Genomic DNA, 13,179 nt, shown 5'->3' on the forward strand with positions numbered 1-13,179 from the left:
GCGCCGACGTATTCCGCGACGCTGCGGTGAGGATGACGGCCCGGGAAATATCGGGACCCTTTCAGGAAAGCGCGATCCGGGATCGACGCGCAATAGTATGGTGTACAAAACTCCGGGTCGGCAGAAATTGTTATGTGCCGATGACGGGCGGGTCACCTGGCGGTGACCGGGAAAACCACTGCGGCACATTCACGGCAATCTCACCGGCGACAAGACCCGTGTATGCACTAGCCTCGGTAGATGTGCCGGCTTACGTGTCCTCGCCCGAGCTGACCTTCGGCTTTCTCTTCGCGCTGGAAGACCCGCAGCGAATCGCCGATGTGGTCCGCGACCTGATGGAACGCCGTGCGGTGTCGGTATTCCGGCTCGCACGGCTGTCCGACGACGAAGGACCGCCGCAGCGCTACGTGGTGAACTGGGCCGCCATCCCGCAGATCGCCATCACCACCAGCGCCCCCGACGCCGACGAGTTACGCGCGCAGCGGATCATGCTGGTCAACGCCTTCATCGGCGAAGGCGGCGAGGTGAGCATGTACTCCGGTAACCCGAACGCTTGAATTCAGCGCGCAGACTCGTAGATTCGGCGCACCACGTCCTCGATGCCCGGTTCCTCGATGGACAGATCGCGCACCTTGGCCCGATCCGAGACCGCCGCGAGCAACGCCGCGGCGGTGGTGTGTTCGGCGTCGAAGGCCAGGCGCTGACGCATACCGCCCGCCGCGCTCGACAGCAATTGCGCACCGCACGGCAGATCGTCGAGATCCGGTGTCGGCTCGGCCAGGTCGACGACGAGCACCCGGCGCGCGCCGACGGTGGCGCCGAGGCCGGTGAGCGAACCGTCGTAGACGAGGGTGCCGTGATCGACTACGAGCACCCGCTCGCAGAGTCGTTCGATATCGCCCATGTCGTGGGTGGTGAGGAGCAAAGTGGTTCCGCGCTCCATGCGTTCGGCACGCAGGAACTCGCGTAATCGCTGCTTGGACAACACATCGAGACCGATCGTCGGCTCGTCGAGAATCACCAGCTCCGGCGAATGCAGCAGGGCGGCGGCCACCTCGGCGCGCATCCGCTGACCGAGCGAGAGCTGACGCACCGGCGTGTCGAGGGTGTCGGCCATCTCCAATTGCTCGACGAGCTCGTGTGTCCGCTTGCCCGCGACCTCCGGATCGAGCCGGTGGATCGCGGCGAGGATCGAAAACGATTCGTGCAGCGGCAGATCCCACCACAACTGCGACCGCTGCCCGAACACCACACCGATGCGCGAGGCCAGTTCCCGCCGCTGGCGCACGGGTTCGAGACCGCACGTGCGAACCGTCCCCTTGGTGGGGACGAGGATGCCGGTGAGCATTTTGATCGTGGTCGACTTGCCCGCGCCGTTGGCGCCGATATAGCCAACGGCCGAGCCGCGTTCGACCCGGAAACTCATCCGGTCGACGGCGGTGATGATGTCGCGATGTCTGCGCCAGCGGCTGCCGTTCTTGCGGTACACGCTGAACTGCCGGGTGAGGTCGTCGATGTCGATGATCGGATCCGATGTGGCGTTGTGGTCCATCGTTATCCGCCTCCTCCCTGATAGTGCCTCGTCCCGACCCGCCATGCCGCCGCCGCGAGCAACCACACCCAGGCGGCGGCCAGTGGGGTGAGCCATGCCGACCACGCGGGCAGCAGCGGCGGACCCGGCAGACCGAGCAGCGCGATGGTCGGCACGTACGCCGTGAACGCGACCGGAATCGCGAACCCGAACAACAGTTTCAGCGGTGTCGGGAACACCGAGGCCGGCTGCATCGCGGCGAACGAGCCGCCGTAGGTGAAGCTGTTGGTGAGCTCGGCACCGTCTATCAAGAAGAACTGTAGCCCCGCCGCGCATACGAAAAGGCCACAGAACAGCGCGATTCCACTCAGCAGGGTGATCACGATCAAGGTAACCGGGACGATGCCCCAGTCGATTTCGTTGCGCCACAGCCCGATGCCGAGCACGATCACCGCGACGGCTGCCCTGGCGATGCGGCGCAGCGAGATGTCGCTGGTGATCAGCTGGAGCAGGAGTGGTTGCGGGCGAAGGTGATACGCGTCGAGGGTGCCCATGCGGATCATCGCCGGGAGCGAGTCGAGGTGGCCGACCAGGACCTGGGCGAGTGCGAAAGCGGTGTTGGACAGGCCGAACAGCAACAGTGCCGCGTCGACGTCGAGGCCGCCGAGGGTGCCGACGTTGTGGAAGATCACCCACACCTCGGCGAATTCCACCAGCCCGATCAGGAACGCGCTGAACACCTCGGTGGCGAACGAAACCCGGTAGACCCGCTGTGCTTTGACACGCGAACGCAATACTGCGAGGTAGGGGGTGAACCAGGTCCCGGACACAATGCGTGCGGTCTCCGGTTCAGCCACCCTGTACCTCCAACCTGCGTTGTCCCGCTCGCAACAACACCCTGCCGAGCAGTCCGATCACCAGTACCCAGAAACCTTGTCCCGCAACGACCGACAAGGCTTCCATTCCGACGACCCGCCCTGACAGCGTATCGATCGGGGACTGGAGGATGGAGGGAAACGGGGTAGCGTGCGCGATCAGACGCAACCACTCGGGAAACATGTGGACCGGTACGAAAAGGCCCGCGAGGAATGTGCCGACGATCTGGTACAGCATGCGGATGCCCCGGATCTCCACCACCCAGAAACCGCACAGCGCGACCGCGAACAAGCACAGGAACGACAGCGCGACCGCGAGCAGCACACTCAGTAGGCCGAGCAGGTACGCCTGTGGTGAGTCCGGCATCGACAGACCGAAGATCGTCGCACCGATCAGGATGCTCGGCACCGCGCGGGGGAGGAACGTGCACGCCGCCCGACCCATATCGGTGGCGAGGTAGCCGAGTTGCACGTCGACCGGGCGCAGGAAATCGATGGCGACGTCACCGGTCTTGATCCGCTCGACCAGATCGATCGGCGGGCCCATGAACTGCGTCGCCCCGAGCAGGGCCTGCGACAACCACACGTACGCGGCGATGGTCGCCTCGTCGTACCCGCCGAAATCCCCGGCCGATCGCACGGCCGCGACCATCACCGCGGCACGGACGAATCCGAAGATGCAGTTGGTGAACAGCCCGGCGAACATCGCCAGCTTGTACTGCGCCTGTCTCTTGAAACCCGCCCGCACCAGGGTCCAATACACCCCGGCGGTCCCTGGTGTGCGCCGTCGGCACCTGCGTCGGCGCACCGCGAGAACAATCCCCGCGTCCCCCTCCGCATTGCCCCGCACAATCAGTCAACTCTAGGCGGCAGAACCCTGAATCAGGACGAAAACGGCGTTGTTCGCCGATCGTTGTCAGTCCTTGGGGAACCCCGTCGCGAACAGGATCGCGATGGCGACCGAGCTGACCACAGAGATGGCGAGAATGATCCACATGGGGGGCAAGATTACCTGTCGCCCACACTTGACACGGCATCGGTCCGGCTCATCGCGGGCACTCGTGGCCGGACCGTCAGTGTGCGGTGGCACTCCGTGCCAAGAGTTCGTCCGTGTCGACGGTGGTGTCGGCGAGGAAGTCGGCGATCGCGGCCCAGCTGGTGGTGCGGGCGCCGGGGCCGGCGATGATGCCGAGGTGGCTGCCGTCGACCTCGACGAAGGTGACGGGGGCTCCGGTGAGGACATCGACTCCGGCGGCTACCGACGCGGCGGAGGCGAGGGTGTCGCGGTTTCCGCCGATCAGCAGTACCGGGACGGTGATCGCGGTCAGGTCGACGGCGTGTTGGGCATTGAGATGCACCGTGCCGGTCCACATTTCGTTGCGGATGATCAGCTGGCGGTACACCTGCGAGTAGAAGCGCGCCGGGTAGCCCGGCATCGTGTCCATGAATCGATCGACGGCCTGCATTCTGGCCAGGGATTCGGGGTCGTTGGCATGGCGCGCGATGTAGAGCGGTTTGGTCAGCTCGCGGTCGAGCGATTGGGCGCGGAAACCGATCCGAACGGCCTGTTTCGGGATGCCGCCGAGGAGGCGCACCGGCGTGGTGACGATCTTGGTCGGGGCGAGGCGGCCGAGCGACCTGGCCAGCGACATCGGCCCGTTGCGTCGCTGGTCGAACGGGGTACCGACCGCCGTCACCGACGCGACGGGGAGTTCGGGGTCGGCCGCGGTGGTCAACAGGCTGATGGTGCCGCCGAACGACCAGCCGATCACCTCGACCGGGAGGTAGCCGTGCTCGGCGCTGACCCGGCGGATCGCGTCGGGCACGATGTCGTCGACCCACTCCTCGAAGCCGAGATCACGGTCGGCGTAGGTGATCTCGCCGTAGTCGATGACGTACACCGCACGGCCGAGGCCGAGGAGGAACTCGACCAGGCTCTGGTCGGGCCGCAGGTCGTAGCACGAGATCGTGACCGCCAGCGGCGGGACAAGCAGGATCGGCTTGCCGACGGCCGGTATGGTGCGGCGATAGCACCGCAGCCGCCGGTGGGGGTGGTTGTACACGTCGACCGACGGTGACGGGGTGTAGGGCTCTATCCCCTCCCGGAACAAGGCGCCGATGTTGCGCACCGCGGTGCCCCATCCGACCATCGTCTTCCCTCCATCACTATGCCTGCGCTGACCTGGACATCGTGTCTCACTTACGCGATGAGTCGCAACTTTCCGTGGTGTGCACATCCGCGTGACCGGCGAATTCCCGGACTTCCAGGTATTGACTGGGACACGATGTCCAATATACCTTCCTGGTACACGTAGTCCCACGTACTTGGGATACGCGACACACAGGAGTGCGTACATGACACAGAAGGTGTTCGTCGTCGGCGTCGGCATGACGAAGTTCGAAAAGCCGGGCGCGCTGGAGTGGGATTACCCGGACATGGCCCGCGAGGCGGGCACCAAGGCGCTCGCCGATGCCGGAATCGACTACAACCAGGTCCAGCAGGCCTATGTCGGTTACGTCTACGGCGAGTCGACCGCCGGACAGCGCGCTGTCTACGAGCTGGGCATGACCGGCATCCCGGTGGTCAACGTCAACAACAACTGTTCCACCGGCTCGACCGCGCTCTACCTCGCCGCCCAGGCGATCCGCGGCGGCCTGGCCGACTGCACCCTGGCGCTCGGCTTCGAGAAGATGCAGAAGGGCTCGCTCGGCTCCACCTACGACGACCGCGAGCAGCCGATGATGCGGCACCTGCTGGCGCTGGCCGAACTGCAGGAGTTCGCGATGCCGCCCGCGCCGTACATGTTCGGCGCCGCGGGCAAAGAGCACATGGAGCGCTACGGCACCACCGCCGAGCAGTTCGCCAAGATCGGCGTGAAGAACCACAAGCACTCGGTGAACAACCCCTACGCGCAGTTCCAGAAGGAATACAGCCTGGAAGAAGTGCTGGCCGCCAAGCAGATCTACGGACCGCTCACCAAGCTGCAGTGCTCGCCGACCTCCGACGGTTCGGGCGCGGTGATCCTGGCGAGCGAGGCCTTCGTCGACAAGCACAACCTGGCCGACCGGGCGATCGAGATGGTCGGGCAGTCGATGGTCACCGACCTCGAGACCACCTTCTCCACCAAGAGCGCGATCAACCTGGTCGGCGCCGACATGTCGCGCACCGCCGCCGAAGCGGTCTATGCCCAGGCCGGGATCGGGCCCGAGGACGTCGACGTGATCGAGCTGCACGACTGCTTCTCCACCAACGAACTGCTCACCTACGAAGCGCTCGGCCTCTGCGCCGCGGGCGAAGGCGGACGTCTCGTCGACGACAACGCCACCACCTACGGCGGCAAGTGGGTCGTCAACCCCTCCGGTGGCCTCATCTCGAAGGGGCACCCGCTCGGCGCGACCGGTCTCGCCCAGTGCAGCGAACTCACCTGGCAGCTGCGCGGCACCGCCGACGCCCGTCAGGTCGACGGAGCGCGTATCGCCCTGCAACACAACATCGGTCTCGGTGGCGCGGTCGTAGTCACCGCCTACCGCCCGGCCAACCGCTGATTTCCGCCACCAATCTCAACGAGGAGTAACCCCATGGCATCTGTGACCGTTTCCACCGACCTTCCCGTCACCCCCGAGCAGGCCTGGGCGCGGCTGAGCGACCTGGCGAACTGGGAGGAGTGGCTGACCATCCACCAGGGCTGGCGTTCGGACCTGCCCGCCGAGCTGACCGCAGGCGCGCGCTTCATCGAGGTCGTGTCGGTGATGAACATGGCCAACAAGATCGAGTGGACGGTGGCCGAGGTCGACCCGAACAAGTACCTCAAGATCACCGGTACCGGCATGGCGGGTGTCACCGTGGAATTCGCGCTGAAGGTCGAGCCGACCGCCACCGGTTCCTCCGCCGCCTTCGACGCCTCGTTCAAGGGCACCATGATCGTCGGCCCGATCGGCAAGGCCGTCGCCAAGAACGCCGAGGCGGATCTGAAGGAGTCGATGGCCAAGTTCACCGAGCTCGTCGGGTCCGCGGCGTGAGCAGCGCCGACGCGACCACGGCCGGAGTCGTCTTCGACGGCTCCGGCCTGGGGGAATGGACCGACGAGGAGCGTTTCTCGGTCACCGCCGAACGGATCGCCGAATACGCTGCCGCGACCAATGATCCGATCGCGGCCCACCGCAACGGCGAAGTCGCGCCGCCGGTGTTCGCGGTGGTTCCGGTGTTCACGTCGATGGCGCCCGCGGCGTTGTCGGTGGCGCCGGTGGAATTGCTGATGAAGCTGGTGCACGGTGAGCAGGACTTTCTGTTCCACCGCCCGATCCGGCCCGGCGACGAACTGGTCGTGCGGGCCAAGCCGATCGGGTACGTCGGAAAGCCCAACGGGTCCACCGTCGTCGTCTACGCCGAAACCCGTGACGCGGCAGGCGAACTCGTCAACGAGCAGTGGATGACCGCGTTCTTCCGCAAGGTGGACGCGGGCCCTGGCGAAGGTGAGGCCGCGCCCGAGCACCGCATCACCGACGCCGACCGCGCGGGCGAGCCTGCCGCGCAGGTCACCGCGCAGATCGACAAGGATCAGACCTTCCGGTACTCGCCGGCCTCCGGCGATCCGATGCCGATCCACCTCGACGACGAGATCGCCCAGATGGCCGGGCTGCCCGGCATCATCAACCACGGCCTGTGCACCATGGCCTTCACCTCCTGGGCGGCGCTGACCGAACTCGCCGACAGCGAGACCGCCCGCCTGCGCCGACTGGCCGTGCGTTTCGCCAAGCCCGTCCTGCCGGGCCAGGAGATCACCACCACCTTCTGGCCGACCGGGTCCGCCGACTCCGGTGTGCGTGCCTACGCCTTCGAGACCGAAGCGGCGGGGCAGATCGCCATCACCGACGGCCGCGTCGAATTCAATTAGGAGACAAGACTTATGGGAAAGCTTGATGGTCGCGTCGCGGTGATCACCGGTGCCGGTCGCGGTATCGGTCGCGAACACGCGCTGCTGTTCGCCCGCGAGGGTGCCAAGGTCGTGGTCAACGATCTCGGCGGCGCCAACGACGGCACCGGCACCGATGCCGGGCCCGCCCAGCAGGTGGTCGACGAGGCCGTCGCCGCGGGCGGGCAGGCCGTGGCCAACACCGACAACATCGCCACCTGGGAGGGTGCGAAAGCCCTTGTCGACCAGGCGGTCAGCGAGTACGGCTCGCTCGACGTACTGGTGAACAACGCGGGCATCCTGCGCGACGCGTTCATCGCGAGCATGGAGGAATCCCAGTGGGACGCGGTCATCGCCGTGCACCTCAAGGGCCACGCCGCCACCCTGCACCACGCCGCCGCGTACTGGAAGGCGCAGACCAAGGCCGGTAACCCGGTCTCGGCGTCGGTGATCAACACCGCCTCGGCGTCGGGCACCTTCATGCCGAACGCGGGCCAGGGCAACTACGGCGCCGCCAAGGCGGGCATCGCCGCGCTGACGCTGGTCGCCGCCGACGAGCTCGAGCGCTACGGCGTGCGAGTGAACGCGATCGCCCCGATCGCCCGCACCCGGCTCACCCTGGCCACCCCCGGCATGGGCGCGCTGTTCGCCGCCGAGGTGCCCGAGGGCGAGTTCGACCCGTTCTCCCCGGCCAACATCTCCCCGCTGGTCGCGCACCTGGCCGAGGCCGACTGCCCGCTCACCGGCAAGGTGTTCGCGGTGCAGGGCGGCGCCATCATCGAACTCGGCGGCTGGCACGACGTGCGAACCGTCGAGACCGACGGCCCGTGGACCATCGACGGTGTCGCCGCGCAGCTGAAGGAGACCAGCTAGCCATGGCGCGCAACAGCTATGAGCTCGGCGTCGGCGTGAGCGAAGACCACCTGGCCCTCGCCGACGCGGTGAGCGGATTCGTCGAGCGCACCGTCACCAGCGAAACCGTCCGTGCGGCAGTCGAATCCACCGATACGGGCAAGCTGCCCTACTGGGACTCCCTCGTCGCGCAGGACCTGCTCAGCCTGCACATCGCCGAGGACCTCGGTGGACAGGGCGCGGGCCTGCTGACACTGGCCGTCGCCCTCGAGCCGCTCGGCCGCGGCCTGCACACCGGACCGTTCGTGCCCACGGCATTGGCGAGCGCGGTGCTCGCACAGGACGGGGGAGCGTGGGCGCGTGCCCAGCTGCCCGGTCTCGCCGACGGCTCGCGGACCGGTGCGGTCGCGCTGTCGTCGTCGCTGACCGGTGTGCTGCGCGACGGCGTGCTGATCGTCGACGGCACGGCCGACGGCGTCATCGGGGCGTTGTCGGCGGATGTGCTCATCGCGCCGGTCACCGTCGACGGTGACCGGCAGTGGGTCGCGTTCGACAATGTCGAGCTGAGCGTGAGCACCCAGGACAACGTCGACGTGCTGCGCGGTGCCGGGCGGCTGCAGGCGGAAGCCGTCGAGGTGCCCGCCGAGCGGGTGCTCACGGTGACCTCGACCCGGGTGCGCTCGGTGGCGGCGGTCGTGCTCGGCGCCGAGGCCGTCGGCGTGATGTCGTGGTGTGTCTCGACCGCGGCGGAGTACGCCAAGACCCGCGTGCAGTTCGGTCGCCCGATCGGGCAGTTCCAAGGTGTGAAGCACAAGTGCGCGCACATGGGTATCGCCCTCGAGAAGGCGCGCGCCGTGCTGTGGGACGCCGCCTACGCTCTCGACCGCGATGACGACACCGCCGACTACGCGGCCGCGATCGCCGCGCTGATCATTCCCGACGCCGCCGTCGAGGTGGCCCAGGATTGCATCCAGGTGCACGGCGGCATCGGCTTCACCTGGGAACACGACGCGCACCTGTACTACCGGCGCGCGCTCGCGTTGCGCGGTCAGCTGGGTGGGCGCGACGAGCGGGCCGAGGCGGTCGCGGGGTACGCCTTGTCGGGTGTCACCCTCTCGAACGAACTGGAACTGCCCGAGGAAGCAGAGCAGATCCGGGCGGGCATCCGGGCCGAACTGGCCGAGATCGCGGCCATCGACGACGAGGACGACCAGCTCGTCGCACTCGGCGACGGCGGCTGGAACCTGCCACACCTGCCCCGCCCGTACGGCCGTTCGGCCTCGCCGCTCGAGCAGGTGGTGATCTCGCAGGAGATCAAGGCTTCCGGTATCGCGATGCCGCAGTTGCTGATGGGCACCTGGGCGGTCGGCGCCATCGTCCCGCACGGTGACGAGCGGCAGAAGCGTGAACTTGTCGTGCCGACGCTGCGCGGTGAGCTCGTGTGGTGCCAGCTGTTCAGCGAACCGGGCGCCGGATCCGACCTGGCGAGCCTGACCACCAAGGCCGTCAAGGTCGACGGTGGTTGGCGGGTCACCGGCCAGAAGATCTGGACCACGGTCGCGCAGTTCGCGCAGTGGGCGATGCTGATCGCCCGCACCAGCCCGGACAAGCCGAAGCACGAGGGCATCACCTATTTCGTGCTCGACATGTCGAGCCCGGGCATCACGGTGCGTCCGCTGCGGGAGATGACCGGGTCGGCGCTGTTCAACGAGGTGTTCCTCGACGACGTGTTCATCCCGGACGAGAACGTGGTCGGCGCCGTCGACGACGGCTGGCACGTGGCCCGCACGACCCTGGCGGGTGAGCGGGTGGCGCTGAGCCAGAAGATGGAGGCCTACGCCACCGACACCGACCTGCTGCGGTTCGCGATCGGCCGCGATCTGTCGCCCGTGGCCCGCTACCGGGTCGGCGAGCTGATGGCCGAGAGCCGGGCGGTGGACGTGATCGGTTCCCGGGTGGTGCTCAAGCAGCTGTCCGGCATCGATGTCTCCACCACCTCGAGTGTCGGCAAGCTGCTCGGTATGGGTCTGGGACAGGCGATCTCGGAGTTCATCGTCGCCGAACTCGGTGTCGCCGGTGTCGTCTCGGTGCCGGGCGAGCGTAGCGATCACGCGATGGAACAGCTCATCGCCGGTCGCGCCACCACCATCTACGGTGGCACGACCGAGGTGCAGCTCAATGTCATCGGCGAGCGCATGCTCGGGCTGCCGCGCGACGCGGCGCCGAGCGCGTAACCATGCCGATCGGTCTGCTGTCCGGCTGTCATCACGTGACGGCCGGGCAGCACCCGCGCTGCCTCGATGCCCAGTTCGCGGGCAAATCCACGTCCGACCTCGCGGTGTAGGGTCCGACTGTGCCGAATCTGGAATCCGCCGCGCCAGCTACCTCGTCCGATGGTCGATCGCAGCGGTGGGACGGGCACAAGGCCGAACGACGTGACCAGATCCTGGCCGCCGCCGTCGTCGCCATCCGCGAGGACGGCGCGCGGGTCGGCGTCAAGGACATCGCCGCACGCGCAGGCGTCCCACGCTCGGTGGTCTACCGCCTCTTCGGCGACCGCGACGACCTCGACGAACAGGTCCGCATCCGCATCATCTCCGAGCTGATGACCCGGTTGACCCCCGTCCTGAACCCGGAGGGCACCGTCGGCGACGCCGTCACCAGGGCAGTCGAAACCTACATCGGCTGGATCGTCACCAACCCACACCTGCATCGCTTCCTGGCCGCCGGGTCGAAACGGGTCGTCGGCAGCTCACCGTCGGTCTCCGACGCACGCACAGCCGTCGCCGTGCAGACCTCACGACTTTTCTCGATCAGCATCGCCCGCCACGGCGGGACAACCGAAGTCGCCGAGCCCTTGGCGTTCGGTCTCGTCGGCATGGTCGACAACTCGGTCAACCGCTGGCTCAGCCGAGGCATGCAACCACTCACCGCCGACGAACTGTCACGCGTCCTACAACGCTGGATCGTCAACACGATCGCCGTCACCCTGGCCGACCTCGGCGTCGCCGTAGACGCCCAAACCCCGGTCGCCGACCTCTTCGGCCCCGACCAAGACAACTGAGACACCGACAATGGCCCCGGCCTACTTCTGGCGGTCCACTTCATCGTGCTGGTCGTGAATTCACCGGCGCACGCCCGGATGGCCTACCTGACGAATTTCAGCATGGTCCCCGACGAATGCCAACGTGGTGCTCGCGGGTTCGGCCACGGTGTGCTGGTGAATTCCAGCGTGATTCCCAGTTTCTGAGATACGCCGACGGACCGAACATTCGTAGTGGCCGGATCATGCAGCAGGCGAAGAGAATTGGTGCCCGAGCGCGATTCGGTACTGTGACGTACGCGATAGTCGTCGGCGGGTAGCTGCCGGGGGCCGGGCGGGGTGATCGTGCCGAGAAGCGGGGGCAAGCTGTGCGTACTTCGATGACGTTGCTGTGTGTGATGGCCATGGTGCTGCTCCCCTTTGGAGGTTCGACGTCGATGGCTGCCCCCGGCGCGGGATTGCGCTGGGGCCCGTGTCCCACGGAGGCGGGTGCGGGTGCCGCGTTGTGTACGACGGTGACGGTCCCGATGAACTACTCGGTGCCGGAGGGCGAACAGATCGAGCTCACGGTGAGCCGGATGCAGCCGGTTGGACCTGCCCAGGGGCGCGGCGTGCTGTTCGCGGGCCAGGGTGGGCCGGGAGTGGACGCGTTGAACTTCTGGTCCTCGCGTGATTCTCGAGTGCCCGCGCTACGGGAATTCGACCGTATCGCTGTCCAACCGCGCGGCCTGCGCTGGTCGACGCCGCTGCGCTGCACCAAGGCGGTCGTGGTGATCCTGCCGGTGACCGACCGCGCCTCGTGCGAGGCCGCGGCGCCCGGCTACCCGGGGACGCTCACCACCGAGACGCTCGCTCGCGATCTCGAACAGGTGCGCCGGGCGCTCGGTACCGAGCAGATCAGCTTCTATGGCGGGTCCTACGGGACGGCCCTGGGGGCGGCGTATGCCACGTTGTTTCCCGAACGGGTCGACAAGATGGTGCTGGACGCCAACGTGAACCCGGAGTGGGCCTGGGGCGAGCAGGTCGCACGTGGGTGGCAGGCCAGGGAGGCCGCTGTCTACGAACTGTTCGACTGGATCGCCGCGAATGATGACACCTACGGCCTCGGTGCGACCCGGCGTGCGGTCGCGGGTGAATGGGCTCGACAGGTCTATGCTCAAGGCGGGGGCTGGCAGGCGCGGCTGGATCCCGCGCTCGGCGGTGCTCTTGGTGCGCTCGTCGACGGAGGCGCCGAGGTCGGCTCGGCTGAGCTCTCGGGTCGGTTGGCGAACCTGGTGCAGTCGGTGCGTCGACCGGGCGCAGGGCAGAGCCTGACACAGAGCGCCACCGACGCCGCCGTCTACTGGCGCAACTACTGGCCGTACCTGGCCGAAGGCATGCGCCGGTATAAGGATGATCCGCGACACATCGAGTTCCTCTCCTATGTCGCGTCTCGGCTTTCCCCCGATCCGACCTCAGGTTGGGTCTACGACGCGATCACGTGCAATGAGGCCGGGGCCGTTTCGTCGGCCGGGGTCGCTGCTTTGGTCGATTCGCCAACGGGGCAAGCTATTTCCAGTTTGCCGCCGAGCTGCAACGGTCCGGTGTGCTGTGCTCTGCATGGCCGTCGTCCGCGCAGCGGATGGCGCTCCACGGGCGCGGGTTGGCACATCCTCCGCTGATCGTCCAGACCTCGGCGGATGCAGCCACCCCGGCTGCGGGCGGGCCCGCCATGGCTGCCGCGCTCGGCGGGACGCTGCTGCGGGTCGACGGTACCGACCACGGGTCGTTCGCACGCTACAACCCGGCTGTCGACCAAGCCGTGCTGCACTACCTCGTAACCGGCGAAACCACTCTCACCCACGCACCCGCAGCACCGATCACCACTCCGAGCCCACCATCTGTGCTCCCCTGGGACTGAACGAAAACGCCACCACGCGCATGTGCGGAGACGAAGAAAGCTCCTGACCGGCATATGCGCAGGTC

Annotated in this window: 14 protein-coding genes; 10 read left to right on the forward strand and 4 right to left on the reverse strand. The window is 67.3% G+C overall.

The features are described 5' to 3' along the window. Nucleotides 1-242: 242 nt before the first annotated feature. Nucleotides 243-557: a hypothetical protein gene (locus HYG95_RS11005; RefSeq protein ID WP_067642455.1), complete on the forward strand. Its 315-nt coding sequence runs from the start codon at nt 243-245 to the stop codon at nt 555-557. 2 nt (nt 558-559) lie between these two features. Here HYG95_RS11005 and HYG95_RS11010 read toward each other — a convergent pair whose 3' ends face one another. The 4 genes from HYG95_RS11010 to HYG95_RS11025 form a co-directional block, all read right to left on the reverse strand. Then, nucleotides 560-1,552 (reverse strand): ATP-binding cassette domain-containing protein, encoded by a 993-nt coding sequence (locus HYG95_RS11010; protein ID WP_181697881.1) that lies wholly within the window; start codon nt 1,550-1,552, stop codon nt 560-562. 2 nt (nt 1,553-1,554) lie between these two features. Beyond that, nucleotides 1,555-2,388, reverse strand: coding sequence for an ABC-2 family transporter protein (locus HYG95_RS11015; RefSeq protein WP_181697882.1), 834 nt, complete (start codon nt 2,386-2,388; stop codon nt 1,555-1,557). Beyond that, nucleotides 2,381-3,169 (reverse strand): ABC-2 family transporter protein, encoded by a 789-nt coding sequence (locus HYG95_RS11020; RefSeq protein WP_225280968.1) that lies wholly within the window; start codon nt 3,167-3,169, stop codon nt 2,381-2,383. The genes HYG95_RS11015 and HYG95_RS11020 overlap by 8 nt, the downstream gene beginning before the upstream one ends. 310 nt (nt 3,170-3,479) lie before the next feature. Continuing rightward, entirely contained in the window at nt 3,480-4,556 is a 1,077-nt protein-coding gene (locus HYG95_RS11025) for a serine aminopeptidase domain-containing protein (protein ID WP_181697883.1), read from the reverse strand. A 205-nt stretch (nt 4,557-4,761) separates the two neighbouring features. On the opposite strand from HYG95_RS11025, the gene HYG95_RS11030 reads away from it, so the two are divergent. From HYG95_RS11030 to HYG95_RS11065, 9 genes are all read left to right on the forward strand, one after another. Further along, complete coding sequence (locus HYG95_RS11030; protein WP_181697884.1) at nt 4,762-5,952, forward strand: lipid-transfer protein; 1,191 nt, start codon at nt 4,762-4,764, stop codon at nt 5,950-5,952. Between the two features lie 33 nt (nt 5,953-5,985). Then, nucleotides 5,986-6,426, forward strand: coding sequence for an SRPBCC family protein (locus tag HYG95_RS11035; protein WP_181697885.1), 441 nt, complete (start codon nt 5,986-5,988; stop codon nt 6,424-6,426). Continuing rightward, nucleotides 6,423-7,301 (forward strand): MaoC/PaaZ C-terminal domain-containing protein, encoded by an 879-nt coding sequence (locus HYG95_RS11040; RefSeq protein WP_067486119.1) that lies wholly within the window; start codon nt 6,423-6,425, stop codon nt 7,299-7,301. The genes HYG95_RS11035 and HYG95_RS11040 overlap by 4 nt, the downstream gene beginning before the upstream one ends. A 12-nt stretch (nt 7,302-7,313) precedes the next feature. Then, nucleotides 7,314-8,192, forward strand: coding sequence for an SDR family oxidoreductase (locus HYG95_RS11045; RefSeq protein ID WP_181697886.1), 879 nt, complete (start codon nt 7,314-7,316; stop codon nt 8,190-8,192). 2 nt (nt 8,193-8,194) lie between these two features. Then, complete coding sequence (locus HYG95_RS11050; protein WP_181697887.1) at nt 8,195-10,405, forward strand: acyl-CoA dehydrogenase; 2,211 nt, start codon at nt 8,195-8,197, stop codon at nt 10,403-10,405. A gap of 119 nt (nt 10,406-10,524) precedes the next feature. Beyond that, nucleotides 10,525-11,235, forward strand: coding sequence for a TetR/AcrR family transcriptional regulator (locus tag HYG95_RS11055; protein WP_370465752.1), 711 nt, complete (start codon nt 10,525-10,527; stop codon nt 11,233-11,235). Between the two features lie 54 nt (nt 11,236-11,289). Next, entirely contained in the window at nt 11,290-11,421 is a 132-nt protein-coding gene (locus tag HYG95_RS24810) for a hypothetical protein (protein WP_255495195.1), read from the forward strand. A gap of 230 nt (nt 11,422-11,651) precedes the next feature. Then, nucleotides 11,652-12,875, forward strand: a complete 1,224-nt coding sequence (locus HYG95_RS11060; RefSeq protein ID WP_181697888.1) for an alpha/beta fold hydrolase — start codon at nt 11,652-11,654, stop codon at nt 12,873-12,875. Next, nucleotides 12,800-13,114 carry an alpha/beta hydrolase gene (locus HYG95_RS11065; protein WP_181697889.1) on the forward strand — a complete coding sequence of 105 codons (315 nt, stop codon included), beginning with the start codon at nt 12,800-12,802 and terminating at the stop codon, nt 13,112-13,114. Before HYG95_RS11060 ends, HYG95_RS11065 begins: the two co-directional genes overlap by 76 nt. Nucleotides 13,115-13,179: the final 65 nt, after the last annotated feature.

Origin of the sequence: Nocardia sp. GTS18, from assembly GCF_013839555.1 — a bacterium.
In the GTDB taxonomy this organism is placed as follows: Bacteria; Actinomycetota; Actinomycetes; order Mycobacteriales; family Mycobacteriaceae; genus Nocardia; species Nocardia rosealba.